Source organism: Rhodovarius sp., from assembly GCF_040399605.1.
Lineage (GTDB): Bacteria > Pseudomonadota > Alphaproteobacteria > Acetobacterales > Acetobacteraceae > Rhodovarius > Rhodovarius crocodyli_A.
The window spans coordinates 1-14,082 of the sequence record NZ_JBBARU010000005.1 but is presented as its reverse complement, the minus strand read 5'-3'; the positions used below and the strand labels follow the sequence as shown (position 1 = coordinate 14,082).

General features: G+C 64.5%; 17 protein-coding genes, 1 tRNA gene and 1 pseudogene. 6 read left to right on the top strand and 13 right to left on the bottom strand.

The features are described from left to right. Positions 1-61: 61 nt before the first annotated feature. On the bottom strand, positions 62-523 hold the full coding sequence (locus tag ABWP84_RS02795) for a TspO/MBR family protein (RefSeq protein WP_353210474.1): 462 nt from the start codon (positions 521-523) through the stop codon (positions 62-64). A gap of 106 nt (positions 524-629) precedes the next feature. Between ABWP84_RS02795 and ABWP84_RS02790 the strand changes: the two genes are divergently transcribed. Further along, positions 630-1,610, top strand: coding sequence for a tripartite tricarboxylate transporter substrate-binding protein (locus ABWP84_RS02790; RefSeq protein WP_353210473.1), 981 nt, complete (start codon positions 630-632; stop codon positions 1,608-1,610). 9 nt (positions 1,611-1,619) lie between these two features. Here the strand turns inward: ABWP84_RS02790 and ABWP84_RS02785 are convergent, their stop codons facing one another. Then, positions 1,620-2,303: an RlmE family RNA methyltransferase gene (locus tag ABWP84_RS02785; RefSeq protein WP_353210472.1), complete on the bottom strand. Its 684-nt coding sequence runs from the start codon at positions 2,301-2,303 to the stop codon at positions 1,620-1,622. A 36-nt stretch (positions 2,304-2,339) separates the two neighbouring features. Continuing rightward, on the bottom strand, positions 2,340-3,407 hold the full coding sequence (locus ABWP84_RS02780) for a Ppx/GppA phosphatase family protein (RefSeq protein ID WP_353210471.1): 1,068 nt from the start codon (positions 3,405-3,407) through the stop codon (positions 2,340-2,342). Between the two features lie 156 nt (positions 3,408-3,563). On the opposite strand from ABWP84_RS02780, the gene ABWP84_RS02775 reads away from it, so the two are divergent. Beyond that, a tRNA-Gln gene (locus tag ABWP84_RS02775) sits at positions 3,564-3,637 on the top strand. A gap of 34 nt (positions 3,638-3,671) precedes the next feature. Here ABWP84_RS02775 and ABWP84_RS02770 read toward each other — a convergent pair. The 3 genes from ABWP84_RS02770 to ABWP84_RS02760 all read right to left on the bottom strand — a co-directional run bounded on the left by ABWP84_RS02770 (position 3,672) and on the right by ABWP84_RS02760 (position 6,971). After that, a complete protein-coding gene (locus tag ABWP84_RS02770; protein ID WP_353210470.1) occupies positions 3,672-5,387 on the bottom strand; it encodes an NAD(P)/FAD-dependent oxidoreductase in 1,716 nt (571 codons plus the stop codon). A gap of 160 nt (positions 5,388-5,547) precedes the next feature. After that, the gene (locus tag ABWP84_RS02765) at positions 5,548-6,186 is read right to left on the bottom strand and encodes a glutathione S-transferase family protein (RefSeq protein ID WP_353210469.1); all 639 of its coding nucleotides are present in this window, start codon (positions 6,184-6,186) and stop codon (positions 5,548-5,550) included. A 119-nt stretch (positions 6,187-6,305) separates the two neighbouring features. Then, positions 6,306-6,971, bottom strand: a complete 666-nt coding sequence (locus ABWP84_RS02760) for a dienelactone hydrolase family protein (RefSeq protein ID WP_353210468.1) — start codon at positions 6,969-6,971, stop codon at positions 6,306-6,308. A 35-nt stretch (positions 6,972-7,006) separates the two neighbouring features. Here ABWP84_RS02760 and ABWP84_RS02755 point away from each other — a divergent pair, with 35 nt between their 5' ends. Continuing rightward, positions 7,007-7,180, top strand: a complete 174-nt coding sequence (locus tag ABWP84_RS02755; protein WP_353210467.1) for a DUF4169 family protein — start codon at positions 7,007-7,009, stop codon at positions 7,178-7,180. A gap of 367 nt (positions 7,181-7,547) precedes the next feature. Here ABWP84_RS02755 and ABWP84_RS02750 read toward each other — a convergent pair whose 3' ends face one another. Continuing rightward, positions 7,548-8,087 (bottom strand): gamma-glutamylcyclotransferase, encoded by a 540-nt coding sequence (locus ABWP84_RS02750; protein ID WP_353210466.1) that lies wholly within the window; start codon positions 8,085-8,087, stop codon positions 7,548-7,550. Between the two features lie 48 nt (positions 8,088-8,135). Here ABWP84_RS02750 and ABWP84_RS02745 point away from each other — a divergent pair, with 48 nt between their 5' ends. Further along, positions 8,136-9,224, top strand: a complete 1,089-nt coding sequence (locus ABWP84_RS02745) for a DUF2125 domain-containing protein (protein ID WP_353210465.1) — start codon at positions 8,136-8,138, stop codon at positions 9,222-9,224. A 154-nt stretch (positions 9,225-9,378) separates the two neighbouring features. On the opposite strand, the gene ABWP84_RS02740 is transcribed toward ABWP84_RS02745, so the two are convergent. After that, complete coding sequence (locus ABWP84_RS02740) at positions 9,379-9,540, bottom strand: hypothetical protein (RefSeq protein WP_353210464.1); 162 nt, start codon at positions 9,538-9,540, stop codon at positions 9,379-9,381. Positions 9,541-9,625: 85 nt separating this feature from the next. On the opposite strand from ABWP84_RS02740, the gene ABWP84_RS02735 reads away from it, so the two are divergent. Next, positions 9,626-9,829 carry a 4-oxalocrotonate tautomerase family protein gene (locus ABWP84_RS02735; protein WP_353210463.1) on the top strand — a complete coding sequence of 68 codons (204 nt, stop codon included), beginning with the start codon at positions 9,626-9,628 and terminating at the stop codon, positions 9,827-9,829. Here the strand turns inward: ABWP84_RS02735 and ABWP84_RS02730 are convergent. The 3 genes from ABWP84_RS02730 to ABWP84_RS02720 form a co-directional block, all read right to left on the bottom strand. Beyond that, complete coding sequence (locus tag ABWP84_RS02730; RefSeq protein WP_353210462.1) at positions 9,810-10,523, bottom strand: DUF1194 domain-containing protein; 714 nt, start codon at positions 10,521-10,523, stop codon at positions 9,810-9,812. The genes ABWP84_RS02735 and ABWP84_RS02730 overlap by 20 nt on opposite strands. A 185-nt stretch (positions 10,524-10,708) precedes the next feature. Further along, complete coding sequence (locus tag ABWP84_RS02725; protein WP_353210461.1) at positions 10,709-10,972, bottom strand: hypothetical protein; 264 nt, start codon at positions 10,970-10,972, stop codon at positions 10,709-10,711. Positions 10,973-11,069: 97 nt separating this feature from the next. Next, the gene (locus ABWP84_RS02720) at positions 11,070-11,492 is read right to left on the bottom strand and encodes a DUF3429 domain-containing protein (RefSeq protein ID WP_353210460.1); all 423 of its coding nucleotides are present in this window, start codon (positions 11,490-11,492) and stop codon (positions 11,070-11,072) included. 165 nt (positions 11,493-11,657) lie between these two features. On the opposite strand from ABWP84_RS02720, the pseudogene ABWP84_RS02715 reads away from it, so the two are divergent. Then, a pseudogene (locus tag ABWP84_RS02715) lies at positions 11,658-11,786 on the top strand (helix-turn-helix domain-containing protein); the annotation flags it as partial. A 19-nt stretch (positions 11,787-11,805) separates the two neighbouring features. Here ABWP84_RS02715 and ABWP84_RS02710 read toward each other — a convergent pair. Further along, a complete protein-coding gene (locus tag ABWP84_RS02710; RefSeq protein WP_353210459.1) occupies positions 11,806-12,201 on the bottom strand; it encodes a GIY-YIG nuclease family protein in 396 nt (131 codons plus the stop codon). 639 nt (positions 12,202-12,840) lie between these two features. Next, on the bottom strand, positions 12,841-13,536 hold the full coding sequence (locus ABWP84_RS02705) for a hypothetical protein (protein WP_353210458.1): 696 nt from the start codon (positions 13,534-13,536) through the stop codon (positions 12,841-12,843). Positions 13,537-14,082 lie beyond the last annotated feature (546 nt).

Below are 14,082 nucleotides of genomic sequence, written 5' to 3'. Positions count from 1 at the left end.
CGCCCCACCCGTCAGGCCAAGCGGCTAACCCAGCTTACGTGGCGGCGGTGACATCGCTTGGTCAGGCAGGCCGCGCGCCATTCATCTGCCACAGCGTCCAGTTCAGCAGCCCAGCGAAACTCACCCAGGCCAGATAGGGCACCATCAGCCACATCGCCGTGGCGCTGACCGGCGCGAAGACGATAATGCAGCCAAGGATCGACAGCCACAGCGCCACGAGCCCGTAAAATCCGATATCCGGCCGCCGCAGGCCAAAAAACAGCCCAGACCAGGCGGCATTGAGCAGCAATTGCACCGCATAGACCACCAGCGCCAAACCCACGCCCTCAGCCTGCCAGACGTAAAATCCCGCGGTGGCGATCATGATGTAGAGCACCGCCCAGGCCGGCCCGAACAGCCAATTGGGCGGCCGCCAGCGGGGTTTGCGTAGCCTTGCATACCACTCCCCGGGTTTGAATACCGCGCCCGAGAGCGACACCAAAAAGCAGATGCCAATGAAAGCCCACCAGCTTGTAGAGCCCATCCTTGTGCAATCCCTTGTCCGAAGAGGGTATCATAGCACACCACCCTTCATTTGGCCTGCCTGTCATGCGACAAACCAGTGACGTCCAGGACAATGGAGAAAAACAGTGCAACGTCGCAGCCTCATTGCCACGGGCCTTTCGGCCCCCATGATCATCACGCGCCCGCTGCGCGCCCAGGCGATGCCGCGCAACATCACCATCATCTGCCCCTTTGCCCCGGGCGGGCCGACGGATCTGATCTCCAGGCTCATGGCCGAAAGCATGGGCCCCTTCCTCGACGCCCAGATGGTGGTGGAGAATGTGACCGGCGCGGGCGGCACCATCGGCGCGGCGCGGGTGGCCAATGCCCGGCCCGATGGCGCGGTGCTGCTGATGCATCATATCGGCCATGCCGGGGCGGCCAGCCTCTATCGCCGCCTGCCCTATAATGTGGAGGAAAGCTTCGCCACCATTGGCCTCGTGACCGAGGTGCCGCAAATGATCGTGGCGCGGCCGGATTTCCCGGCGAATACGGTGGCTGAGTTGCTCGCCGCACTGCGCGCCGGGGGGGAGCGGATTTCCATCGGCAATTCCGGCCTGGGCTCGAGCGACCATCTGGCGGGGATGCTGCTGCAGCGCGCGGCCGCCACCACGCTAAACACCATTGGCTTCCGCGGCTCGGCGCCGATCTCCACCGAGTTGATGGCCAGCCGCCTCGATGTCTATGCCGGCCAGGGCACCATCCTGGCGCCACTGGCGCGTGATGGCCGGATCAAGGCCTTTGCCGTTACCAGCGAGACCCGCCTGCCCGGCCCCGTGCTTGATGCGGTGCCGACGGTGATCGAGGCCGGGCATCGGGACCTGTTGATGAGCGTCTGGCATGGCATGTATGCGCCGCGCGCCACGCCGGGCGAATTCGTGGAGCGGCTATCCGTGGCCCTGCGCCAGGCCATCCAGCAGCCGCGCGTCGTGGCCCGCTTCGCCGAATTGGTGACCGAACCGGTGCCGCAGGCCCGCGCCACGCCGGCCTATCACAAGCAGTTCCTGGCTTCCGAGGTGGCGCGGTGGCGGCCGATGATCCAGTCGGCAGGGGCTTTTGCCGATTGAGCGGCGGGCCTAGCCCTTGAAGCCGGTGGCCACCACATAAAGCTCCGAGGAATCCTTGCGGCTGGCCGCCGGCTTGGCATGTTTCACCGTGGTAAAACGCTGCCGCAGGCGCAGCAGCATCGCCGCCTCGCTGCCGCCCTGAAACACCTTGGCCACGAAGCCGCCGCCGGGCTTGAGCACCCGCTCGGCGAAATCAAGCGCGATCTCGGCCAGGCCCATGATGCGCAGATGGTCCGTCGGGCCATGGCCGGTGGTATTGGGCGCCATATCGCTCAGCACCAAGTCGGCCGGGCCATCGAGGGCGGCCAGCACCGCCTGTTCCACCGCCTCATCCTGAAAATCGCCCTGCAGGATGATGGTGCCGGGAATGGCGTCGATCTCCAGCAGATCGAGCCCCACAATCCGGCCGCGCTCGCCCAGAACCTTGGCGGCAACCTGCATCCACCCGCCCGGCGCGGCGCCCAGATCGACGAGGCGCATGCCTGGCTTGAGCAGCGCGAATTTCTCATCCAACTGCAGCAGCTTGAAGGCGGCGCGCGAGCGATAGCCGGCCTTTTGCGCTGCCTGCACCCAGGGGTCATTTAGCTGGCGCTGCAACCAGGCCCGGCTGCCGGTGCTGCGGCCGGCCACTTTTCGGACCTGGGTGGTCAGGCCGCGTTGGCCGCCTTTGGTTGTGTCGGGGGTTTTCGCCATGCGTTGGGATAGCAGGCCCGAGCCGGCGAGGGTAGCTCAGGCGCCCTGGCGTGCCGCGCGGTCAGCCTGGATGAGGCGCATCAGCATGCCCTCGCGCAAGCCACGATCGGCCACCGTCAGGCGATCCACCGGCCAGACCTGGCGGATGGCGGCATAGACGGCGCAGCCGGGCAGCACGAAATCCGCCCGCTCGGGCCCGATGCAGGGGTGGCTGGCGAGGCCGGCGCGGCCCATGGCAAAGAGCTTTTCCAGCGCCTCATCCGCCTCATGCGCATCAAGGCAGACGCCATCCACCCATTGCCGGCGGTAGCGCGGCAGGTCGAGCACGGTGCCGGCCAGGGTGGTGACGGTGCCCGAGGTGCCGATCAGCCGCACGCCGCCCTGGCGAATTTCCTGGCCAATGCAATGCACCGCATCAAAGGCGCGCAGCCGGGCCGCCACCTCATCGCGCACGGCGGCAAAGCCCTCGCGGGTGAAGCAGCTCTCGCCCGCACGCTCGGCCAGGGTGACCACGCCCACCGGGATGGAGATGGTGCCCGACAAAATGGGCTCGGCCGTGCTGCCCGGGGGCGCGAGGCGCACCCAGGTGATTTCCGTGCTGCCGCCGCCGATATCGAAGAGGATGGCGCGGCGGTCACCCTGGTTGAGCAGCGGCGCGCAACTGGCGAGTGCCAATTGTGCCTCCTCCCGCCCGCCGATCACCCGGGGGGCGATGCCCGTTTCGTGCGTCACCCGGGCCAGGAATTCGCGGCCATTGCTGGCCTGGCGGCAGGCCTCGGTGGCCACCGCGGCGAAGCTGCGAACCGGGCGGCGGGCCAGTTTATCGGCACAGGCGGCGAGCGCGGCGATGGCGCGCTCCATAGCCGCCTCGCCCAGCCGGCCGGTAGCGGCCAGGCCTTCGCCCAGGCGGACGATACGGCTGAAACTATCCACCACGCGAAAGCCGCCCGGGGTGGGCGCGCCGATCAGCAGGCGGCAATTATTCGTGCCCAAATCGAGGGCGGCATAATACTGCACCTCACGCCGGGGGGCGCGCTGGACGGCGGGCATGGCAGGGACGCTGTCGGCGAGCGTGGCCTCCAGGGGGAGAGCGCCATCGGCCATGAAAGGGCAACACCTCCTGCAAACCTTGGGCCACGCGGGATAGCGCTGCCACAGCTTCGTCATGTTCGGGCAGCATGCCCTGGCGGGCAAGGAAAAACTTGCGGCGGGGGGCGGTTGCGGCCTGAACGGTGGGGGGTTATACCCGCGCTCAGCCGTTGGGGAATAGTTTAACGGTAGAACTTCCGACTCTGACTCGGACAGTCTTGGTTCGAATCCAGGTTCCCCAGCCAGCGCTGCCGATATTGCGGCAGATCAGGCCACGGCTCACACCAGCCCCACCTCCCGCGCCTTAATCTGCATCGCCAAGTAATGCGAATAAATCCGGCACTGCGCCAAGCTTCCAGCCGTGAACCACAGCCCAGGCTGCGCGGTGGGGCGCCACATGTTGCGCAACTCGCCCCCGGCATCAAAACCCCAAACCGGGCCCACGCGCTCCGCCACCGCATCGCTCAGGCAGGCGCGCACCGTCTCCTGCTGGTTGAGATAGCCGGTGGCCAGCACCAAAAGTTCGGCCGGCACCAACCGGCCATCGCGCAGCCGCGCGCCCTCGGCCTCGAAGCCGGCGATGTCGGCGTATTGCACCAGGCCGATATCGCCCGCGGCGATCAAATCCGAACAGCCGACATTGAAATAATACCCGCCGCCCTGCTGCATGTATTTCATCTGAAAGCCGCAGCCCTCCGGCCCGTCATCCAGCCGAAAGCCGCGCGCTGCCAGCGCCGCATGCAGCGGCGCATCCACCCGCTTGGACATGGCGGTGGCGTGCTGATAGGCGCGTTTGAGCACCGGGAAGGGGGTGGCCGTGGCCAGCAGGTCGCAATCCTCGGTGGGAATGCCCTCGGCATAGATCGAATAGACCCGCTGCGCCTCGGCCAGGCTGACGATATGGGTGGTGCCGCGCTGGACGATGCTGACAGCAGCACCGCTGGCATGCAGGTCATGCGCCACATCATGGCCGGAATTGCCGCTGCCCAGCACCAAGGCGGGCCGTCCCTTCCAGGCCGAGCCCTCAGTATAGGCGCCTGAATGCATCACCGTGCCGCGGAAATTCTCCAGCCCCGGCAGTTTCGGCCGCTGCGGAATGGAGGAGACGCCGGTAGCAAAAATGATATGCCGTGGGCGAAGCCGTCGCACCTCGCCCGCCCGCCGCAGCACCACATCCCAGGCGCCATCGGTGTATTCGCCGCTCTCCAGCGCGGTGTCGCACCAGATATTCAGCTCCATCGCCTCGGCATAGGCCTCGAACCAATTGGCCAGCTTGTCCTTGGGGATGAAGACCGGCCAGGTGGGCGGGAAGGGCATATAGGGCAGGTGGTTCACATGCACTTCATTGTGCAGGGTGAGCGCGTGGTAGCGCCGGCGCCAATTGTCGCCAGTGCGGGCCTGGCGGTCGATCACCAAGGTATCAATGCCGAGTTGGCCCAATCGGGCGGCGATGGAGAGCCCCGCTTGCCCGGCCCCCACCACCAGCACAGCAGGCTCCCGCCCGGCATAGGAGAGGGTCTTGGCGCGGTGGTCGGCCCAATTGGGGCCGCCGAATTCGCGGGAAAAATCCTCGCCGGTTGGCCGGCGCGGGCCGCTGGCATCGGGGTGGTCGGCCAATTCGGCCAGGGCCAGCAGCAGGGTCCAGCCGCGCGGGCCATGTTCGGTCTGCACCAGGCGCAGCACGCCCTGGCCGGGGCCGTGCAGCGCCTCGAATTCCAACAGCACCTCGATGCATTCCTGCCCGGCGCGGGTGACCCGGCGGGGGGGCGTGCGCCCGGCGGCAAAGCGCAGCGCCCCAGGCAGCCCGGCCAGCAGCGCCACCACGGCATCAGCGCCGGAGCTGGTGCGAATCTCCCAGCCCAGCGCCAGCACATCGCGCGCATGCGCATCGGCGAGGAAAAGCGCGGCGCGGGAAGGCGCCGGAGCCGCGGCATTGAAGGCATCCAGCCATTGCGCCGCCACAGCCTCGGCCGGCGGTTTGTCGATGGCGTTCATGTTGCCCCTCCCCATTTTATGGGAGCAGCCCAGAGCGGATGCGCCGCGCTGTCAACCGGCTTTTGTTGGCTGCTGAAAGACGCTGGTGGCAGAGGAAAAAAGAGCGAAAGGGCTTTGCCCCTCGATCTTCTTTAACCTCGCTATCTGTTTCAGCAGCCTTTTAATACAGCTTAGGCGCCACCCAGGCCAGAAAGCCGGGCCGTTGGCCAATCCGGTCATACCAGGCGCGGGTGATCGGGAATTGCGGCATATCCGGCACCCGCACCTCCTCGCCAAACCAGCGCCGGGCGAAAACACCCAGGCAGATATCGGCAATGGTGAAGCCATCACCCTCTATATAGGGGCGGCCATCGGAGAGTTGGTCCTCGATGATGGTCCAGCACACCGCTGAATTCCGCACGGCGGCATGGACCTTGGCCATGTCGCGGCTTTCGGCGGGGGTGCGCACCATGGTCCAGAACAGGTCCCGCTCGGCCGGCAGCAGGGTGGAAAGCTGCCAATCCAGCCAGCGATCCACCCGCGCCCGCGCCATGGCGGCGGTGGGGTAAAGCCCTCGCGCATCGCCGCCCGCCTTGAGGCAAAGGTAGCGCATGCAGGAATTGCTCTCCCACAGCACCTCGCCATCCGCCTCGATGGTGGGAATGCGGCCATTGGGGTTTTTCGCGCGGTAGGCCGGCGTGTCCACCACGCCATGCTCCATGCCCACATCCTGGCGGGTATAGGGTATGTCCAATTCCTGGGCACACCACAGCACCTTCATGACGTTGCTGCTGTTGACCCTGCCCAGAAGATGGAACATCGCCTTACCCTTTCGCGCACCGCCAGCACCTGGCGGTATCCTTGTTCGGGCTGAGTTTGGGCCGGTGTTCGAGCGGCGGGAAGGCCCGGCGGCGACAATCTCGCCGACGGTGCTGCCGCTCAGGCCAGATGCTTGGCCAAAAACGCCAGGCTGCGCGCCTGTGCCGTGTCGGCGTCGGCGGCGACATAGCTGCCGCGCTCCTCACAGCCAAAGCCATGGCCCGCGCCTTGGTAGATGAAGATCTCGGTCTCCGGCCGGGCGGCGCGGATCGCCTCGACATCGGCGAGAGGGATGGAGGCGTCGGTCTCGCCGAAATGCAGCTGCGTCGGGCAGCCGGGCACCTCGCCCTTCGCCGCGGCTATGCCGCCGCCATACCAGCCCACACTGGCGGCAAAGGCGGAAGAGCGGGTGGCGCCGTGCCAGGCCACCGTACCACCCCAGCAATAGCCGATAATGCCGCGCTTGGCGCCCAGCGGCAGGGCGGCCGCGGCGGCCAGAACATCGAGCAGCGTCTTGCCCGCATCGATGGTGCCGCGCAGGTCACGCCCACGCGCCACATCGCCCGCATCATAGCCCAGCTCCACGCCGCGCTCGGTGCGGTCGAACAGCGCGGGGAGGATCACGGCATAGCCCTCGGCCGCGAAGGCATCGGCCACGCGGCGCATATGGCGGTTCACGCCGAAAATCTCCTGTACGACGACCAGCGCGCGGGTCGCATCGGCCGGCCCTGCGGTATAGGCGGCGAATTGATGGCCATCAGCCGCGGTGAGAGTGACATTGCCCATGGTGGAAGCCCCTATTGGCAGGTTATGAACGCTCCATGGCCGAGATCGTCAATCTGAACAAGGCGCGCAAGCAACGCGAGCGTGCCGAGCGCATGCGCCAGGCGGCGGAAAACCGTGCCGCCTTCGGCCGCAGCGCCGAGGAGCGCGCGCTGGAGGCAGCGCGGCGTGAGGCGGCGCGAAAACTGCTCGATGGTGCGCGCAAGGAATGACCATCACCCGCCACATTCTGCCCGGCTTTCCGCCCAGCGCATTGCCCTCGCCGCATGCGGTGGGGGTGGATGGCTGAATGTAGCTCACCGGCCAATTCCCGCGCGACCTCGAAGCCCCAGCTTCGCCGCTGCCCGCAGGCATCCCCGCCCAAACCAGGGTGACGCTGCGCAATATGGAGCGGGTGCTAAAGGCCCTGGGGCTGGGCCAGCTGGTGCGGGGCGGGCTGACCGAGATGGATTGCGTGGCGCTACGGCGGTAACCCAGAACTGCTTCCGGTCGAGCAAAGATAAGATCGAGGGGCTTTGCCCCTCGAGCCTGGTGGGCGAGCGCGAAAGGGCAAAGCCCTTTCGCGCTCGCCCATCGCCATCAGTGTCTTTCAGCGGCCTGCTCACCGCCCAGGGCCCGCGCAATCCGCTCCAGCCCGGCATCGCGCAGGCCAAAGCCGGCCAGATGGTCCAAGGTGTTCAGCAGGTAGTCGCGGTTGCTGCCGGCCGCCCCTTGGGCCTGGGCGATAGCCTCGGCCACCGTCTCCGCGCCGGGCCGGGCATAGGCGGGGTGCCGCCGGTCGGCCACATAGGTCACCGCCTGCACCACATAGCCGCCTTCGCCGCGCAAACGCACCGGCAATTGGCGGCGGTGATACACTTGCTCGCCCAGGAGATTTTCCCGCGCATCGAGGTATTCCAGCACCGCCGCCGCCGCCTCGGCCGCCACCTCGAACACCACGCCCTGGCAGGCGCCGCCACGGTCCAGCCCCAGCACCAGCCCCGGCCGCTCCGGCGTGCCGCGATAATGCCGCGACCAGATGCAGAAGCGGCGGTGATAGCCCCGCAGCAGCGCTGGCCGAGCCCCCAGATGGGCAAAGCCGGGGCGCCAAATCAGCGAGCCATAGGCAAAGACGAACATCGCCATGGTATATCGGCCGGGCCGCCCGCCGACTATAGCGTAACCGTGATGACCCGCTTCTTCCGCTCCCGCTGGTGGTTGCTACCCCCGCTCGCCCTTGCGGTGCTGGCGGCGCTGCATACCGGGCTTTGGCGCAGCGCCTCCTCGGCGCTGGCGCAAGGCTTTGAGGATTGGGCGGCGCAGCGGAGGGCGCTGGGCTGGGTGGTGCAGCATGGCATGCCGGTGCGCGGCGGCTGGCCCTTCGCCGTGACCCTGATGGTGCCGGGCATCGAGATTGCCGGCTCACCCCGCACCACCCCGGCGGAACTGCGCTGGCAGGCCGAGGCGCTGGAGCTGCGCATCGCCCTGTCAGAATGGGAGGAGCTGCGCGTGGGCCCGCGTGGCAGGCAGCTTCTCGCCCTGCCCGGGCTGGAATTGCCCTTCGCGGCCGACCGGCTGGAGTTGGCCTTGCCGCTCGATGGTGGTGCCACCCCGCGCGAGGCACGGCTGGTGGCGGAGCGGCTGCGGATGAACACGCCGCTGGGCGGCTTTGAGATGCGCCAGGGCGGGCTCACCCTGCGCGCGCGGCTCAGCGCCACCGAGGGCGAGCCGGCATTCAGCATCGACCTCGATGTGACTGGTCTGACTTTGCCACCCCATGCAGGCCCGCTCGGCCAGCGGCTGGAAAGGCTGGCGCTGGAGGGCATGCTGAGCGGCCCCCTGCCCCTACAGCGCCACCCCACGCAACGCGCCGAGGCCTGGCGGGATGCTGGCGGCACCATCGAATTGCGCCGGGCAGTGCTGCAATGGGGCCCGGTGGGCGCCAGCCTCTCCGCCACGGGCACGCTGGATGATGCGCTGCAGCCCATGGGTGCGGGGCAGCTTGCGGTGACCGGGGCGGCCGAGGCGGTGGACGCATTATTGGCGGTGGGCTGGCTATCGGCGCGGGCCGCGGGGCCGGCACGGGCGATAGCAGCGCTGCTCTCGCGCCGCGGCGAGGATGGCGGCCCACCGGTGCTGGAACTGCCCATCACCCTCACCGAGCGGCGCATTGGCCTTGCCCGCCTGCCCCTGGCCAGGCTGCCGGCATTGCAATGGCCCCCCCCGCCCGAATTGCCCGATGCGGCGCGCGACCCCTCGCTGCCCCGCAGTGACTAGAGCCGTTTGGCCGCGAGCGAAGGCGGTGAAACCAGGGTCGAGATACATCTCGACCTTGGTTCAGCAGCATGCTCAGCTCTGCCTGAGCGCATTTTCCGGGCCGCCTTGTGAAGCCGCAAGGCTTGAAAATGCTCCGGACAGGGCCGGGCTGCGGCTACCGCCGGCGCCAGATCATCACCAGCACGCTCAGCACCGCGATGATGCAGATCAATGCGAATATCGCCTGCAACAGCATGTGATTGGGCGTATCAGGCGATACCAGCAGCGCGGCCAGAGCGCCGGATACGGCCAGAAGAACGCGCATCAGCAGAGCCATGATATATCCTTGCCCAGGTAACGCCCCGGTATGGCCAGCGCGGCGGAGCGCATGCGATGTTAGACCATTCCTGCAGGAGAAACCAATGCCTCTCGTTCAAATTCGCTGGTTCCCCGGCCGCAGCGCCGAACAAAAACAGGCGCTCGCCACGCGCATCACCCAGGCCTTTGGCGAGGTTGTGGGTAGCGCGCCCGACCATGTCAGCATCATTTTCGAGGAGGTGGCGCGCGAGGATTGGTATGAGGCCGGCCAGCCGGGCTCAGCGCCGCTCAAGCCTGCATCACAGTAAGGCCTGCGATTTCGCAGATCAGCTTGCGGCGCACGGCGGTGCCGAAGGCATCGAAATCTTCGGCCACCACCAAGAAACTACCCAAGCCGCCGATGACGCTTTGCTGGAAATACTGATCCAGCGGCATGGGCGGCGCGCGGCCGAAGGTTGGCCGGTCATTGATGATCGGCAGGCCATTGATGATGATGCCATCGGCCACCGCCTCATCCCGCGCGCGCTCCACGCGGCGGCCGGAATTATTCACCCCATCGCCCGAGATATCGATGACCCGGCGGGTGGCCTCGAAAGGCGCCTCGGCCAGGACCCAGCGGGAGAAGTCGATACCGCCCGAAATACTGGTCCAGGAGAGCGAGGCGCGCGGGGCCTCGGCCAGTGTTTCGGCCCAGCGATTGGCATCCGCCTGGCCTCCGATGCGCTGCCAGGGCAAGACTAGGCGCTGATACTCAGAGCCGGCCCATTCCACATAGGCGATGGCGATGGCGCCGAGCATGCCGCGGGTGATGGCCTCCACCACCCGGCCATCGCTCACCCCGGCGCGATAGCCCTCGCGCTGCAACCGGGCCTCATCCTCATCGATCGAGCGGCTGACATCGACGGCGAGCACCAGCAGCATATCCACCGGCTCGGCCAATTCGGCTTTGGCCGGGATGGCCAGGCCCGCCGCCGCGGCGCTGAGCAGTTCCCGACGACGCATGGCTTCCCTCCTGATCGCACCACAGCATGCAAGCGCGCCCTGGTGTGGGGATGCAATAGAAACGTGAAAAGCCGGCCAGTGCTTAGCGCCTGTTCCGTTCGCCTCGGCTCACTGCACAGGCTCTAAGTTTTTGTTTGTCGAGCATCTTTATCCGCTCAAACGATTCCGTTTGAACGGATGATGCTCTAGCTCAGAAGGCGCTGGGCCTCAGCCGCGAGTTGATGGGCGGCGGCGAGCCCCCCGGCCAGATTGTCGAGCGTGCCGCCATAGGCCTCGAGGCTGTGCTGCAGCCCGCCGATGCTCACGCCCAACAGGGCCATGTTCAGGCGAAATTCCTGGAAGGCCAGTGCCTGATCGTCCAGCGCCAATTCCAGCTTGCGCAGCGCCACCCGCAGCCGGGCCTCACCCTGGCAGGAAAATGCAATAATGGCTCCTGCTGCCTGGTTCATCTGACCACCACTCGCGCTGACCGGCGGCACCGCATGGCGCCGCGACTTCCGTTAACGCAGTGTTAATCAGTCTCAAAAATATTTTCAAGTCATATTCTCAGGATAATATTGCTGCTGACACCAACGCCACGCTGGCCACGCCGGTCAGCAGCCAGCGCAGCGGCATATAGCTGCGGGGCAGCAGGGAGCGTGTGGCGGCCAGGGTCTCCACGCCGGCCAGGCCCAGCAGGCCCAGCGCCAGGATGGTCAGCCCCACCGGCAATGGCAGCAGCAGCGCCACCCATGCCACAAGCGAGGGGATGACACCGCCGATCAACCGCGCCCGCGGCGCCACATCGGGCGCGGCCAAGGCCAGCCCCCAATGCACCGCGCCCAGGAAGGAGAGAATGGCGGCACCATAGGCCGCCAGCGCATGGCCACCCCAACCCGGCCAGAGCCAGGTTGCGGCCAGGCCACCCAGGAATGGCAAAAGACCGGCAAGCCCAAGCGGCCAGGCCAGGGCGGGAAGGGGCGTGTTCATGCCGCCTTTTGCCATGCGCGCCGGGCGGAAACAAACCTGATGCGGCTGGGCGGCATCGCGTTCTGATTGTCTTCAGGTATCGAATATCCATCTGATTTCTTCGGATGGCGGATTCAACATCCATAGCGAACACCATCGATGCCCTGAGAGGTTTACGGTGGTGCGATGGCAGTTCAGAGATTTCGGCTGACGGTGGTTGATCGTACAATCATCGAGTTACGGCGGCGAGACGGCTGCAGCATCCGCATGATTGCGCGGGAGCTGGGCCGCTCCTCGGGCACGGTCTGCGATGAGATCAATCGGCACGGCAAAGTCACGGGCTACCGGGCAGCAACAGCTCTACACGTCGCATCAGTTGTGACACCGACAAAGGCCAGAGCCAGGGAGCCCGCTGCCTGCCTGTATGTGGTAGCAGCACGCCGAGCGTCAGCCGCAGCGTCGAGCCTTCTGCATTGCCCCGATAATGATAGGTGATGCGTTTGCGCAGATTTTGGCTGCTGCTCTCGTTCTTCGGCGAGATGCCGACGTACAGGAGCGTGTGACCATTGACCGACAGGCAGCCATCGGTCGGTACGCCGTCCGGGATAGATGAGAAGTACCAGGCATAAACGCCACGCTTCGCGGGTATCGGACAAGGGCGCGATAGCGCCTCAGCTCGGGAGAATAGCCGCTCTGGGTTCAGCAGTGGGTGTCCTGGTGCGAAGGACACCTCAAAGGACTTGGACGACCAGGGTTACCACAGCCGCTATGGCTGAAAGGATAAGTGCTGCCGTCTCCAGGGTGCGGATGCGGTCCCGCCGTCGGTCGTGTTCTTCGCGGGGGTTATGGCTTGTTGGCATATGATAAGCCTACCGCGTTCATCACCTCCCCCGACAGTACCCAGAACCGGCACTGGTCGTGCCCGAGGGACAGGACCCACGATTGGCTGGCACGTAGGTTGTGCTCCCATCCGTCGCACAATAGCCCGCGCCGGCACTCGACGTTCCCGATGGGCAGGCGCCACGGTCAGATTGGATGAAGCCTCTACCAGAGGTCGAACGGCAGTAGCCTGAACCCGCATTGGTCGATCCAGACGGACAGGAGCCATTTTGAGACGGCACCATTGTCTGCGCATCGGCAACCAAAGGCAGTGTCAGCAGGATCGCTGCCATCCAAACGAAGCCACGGCTTCCCATTTGGCACCCCTCAAAGTTCATCCTGGTGATGATATTCGCCGACCATCGCGGCTAAACAATGGCGTATTGCGGGACCAATCAGGGGCAGGTTGAGCCTACCTTGTACTGCATCTACGCGGATATCGTTGAAAGATAGCAATAATTCAGTATCGGAATTCAATTCAGTCAAAAAATTATCCTTGCGGACTCTGAAATTCTGTATAGAATCGATCTTGGTGCGGACCTTGTTCGCCTGTAAGTTCGCCAATAAACATCACGGTGCTAGGTACATTACATATAGGTACGTTTCTACGCTCGAATCGATGAAGTGTATTTTCAATTCGAAATATTATCATAATATCGAAATACGGAGCCGATGGAAGCATTATACGAGTACCAGAATCGGCATTAATGCTAATTGAGTTGCGGCGATTGTCAGTATTAGATCTGCTTCTGCTCGGGTATATATAAAATTCTTCGATTTTATATGATGTCAAATTTCCAACATTCATAGATCGACTTGGCTCGACGCAACGCCTTCTAGCTGCTAAGGAAATGAATTGATCGCTAACAATATTTTGATCTAGATTTGCCCCATCGATATACCATCCGCGAAAATGAATGGCGTTGATTCGGCAAAATTCTAATCCGCTCCGAAGCAGGCGTCGAACACCTTTTGCGTCATTCCAGACCAATTCAATGTTATAAATCGTGCCGGGTCTGATTTCAAAATTTACGGCTTCTCTGGGGCGCAATCCGATTGAACCAAGACGATTTGATCCTTTATTTAGAGAATCACTGTAGACGTAAAATTCACTGATAGTCACATCTGCGCCAGTATGTATTAGAGCAACACTTCTGGTTGTACATTGCTGGGCAAGCGCGTTCATTGGAAGACATACTGCCGCGAGAGCCAAAATAATAACGATTCGATAAAATGTATTAGGAATCCACCGCGATAAACGGGTTTTGGTCGCGCCCAGATTTTTTTCAGCAGAGCACTTTTCCATAGATGCTTAGCTCCCCGTTGACCGCAGCAAACTCAGCGCCACCCGATTGTCGCTCGACCCTGACCGCCTGTTCGCAATCCGCACAACCCTAACAAGATTACAATCGTTCTCACAACCGCGCCTGCAACGCGCTCACGTACCCTCCGGATGCCCTTCAAACCTCGAATCTGACCGCTGCGGTGATGCCGCCTGCAGCATCCCGACCCAGATTTTTTAGCATTCGAGACGAAAAACCGGGCGGCATCCGACCGCGCAGCAGCCCGAATCCACCACCTATAAACCCCACCGAAACAGTTTATAGGTGTTTATAGGTTTTTCGACCCCGGAGCGCGCTTATCACGACACCAGTAAAGCACTGATTTTAGGGGAGGAAATGGTGCCGATTCGGGGAATTGAACCCCGGACCTACTGATTACGAATCAGTTG

Coding starts and splice junctions, on each gene's coding strand:
- ABWP84_RS02735 (WP_353210463.1), top strand. CDS start 9,626: ATGCCTCTCGTTCAAATTCGCTGGTTCCCCGGCCGCAGCGCCGAACAA.
- ABWP84_RS02725 (WP_353210461.1), bottom strand. CDS start 10,972: ATGAACCAGGCAGCAGGAGCCATTATTGCATTTTCCTGCCAGGGTGAG.
- ABWP84_RS02755 (WP_353210467.1), top strand. CDS start 7,007: ATGGCCGAGATCGTCAATCTGAACAAGGCGCGCAAGCAACGCGAGCGT.
- ABWP84_RS02720 (WP_353210460.1), bottom strand. CDS start 11,492: ATGAACACGCCCCTTCCCGCCCTGGCCTGGCCGCTTGGGCTTGCCGGT.
- ABWP84_RS02785 (WP_353210472.1), bottom strand. CDS start 2,303: ATGGCGAAAACCCCCGACACAACCAAAGGCGGCCAACGCGGCCTGACC.
- ABWP84_RS02765 (WP_353210469.1), bottom strand. CDS start 6,186: ATGTTCCATCTTCTGGGCAGGGTCAACAGCAGCAACGTCATGAAGGTG.
- ABWP84_RS02770 (WP_353210470.1), bottom strand. CDS start 5,387: ATGAACGCCATCGACAAACCGCCGGCCGAGGCTGTGGCGGCGCAATGG.
- ABWP84_RS02760 (WP_353210468.1), bottom strand. CDS start 6,971: ATGGGCAATGTCACTCTCACCGCGGCTGATGGCCATCAATTCGCCGCC.
- ABWP84_RS02795 (WP_353210474.1), bottom strand. CDS start 523: ATGGGCTCTACAAGCTGGTGGGCTTTCATTGGCATCTGCTTTTTGGTG.
- ABWP84_RS02750 (WP_353210466.1), bottom strand. CDS start 8,087: ATGTTCGTCTTTGCCTATGGCTCGCTGATTTGGCGCCCCGGCTTTGCC.
- ABWP84_RS02705 (WP_353210458.1), bottom strand. CDS start 13,536: ATGAACGCGCTTGCCCAGCAATGTACAACCAGAAGTGTTGCTCTAATA.
- ABWP84_RS02745 (WP_353210465.1), top strand. CDS start 8,136: ATGACCCGCTTCTTCCGCTCCCGCTGGTGGTTGCTACCCCCGCTCGCC.
- ABWP84_RS02730 (WP_353210462.1), bottom strand. CDS start 10,523: ATGCGTCGTCGGGAACTGCTCAGCGCCGCGGCGGCGGGCCTGGCCATC.
- ABWP84_RS02740 (WP_353210464.1), bottom strand. CDS start 9,540: ATGGCTCTGCTGATGCGCGTTCTTCTGGCCGTATCCGGCGCTCTGGCC.
- ABWP84_RS02780 (WP_353210471.1), bottom strand. CDS start 3,407: ATGGCCGATGGCGCTCTCCCCCTGGAGGCCACGCTCGCCGACAGCGTC.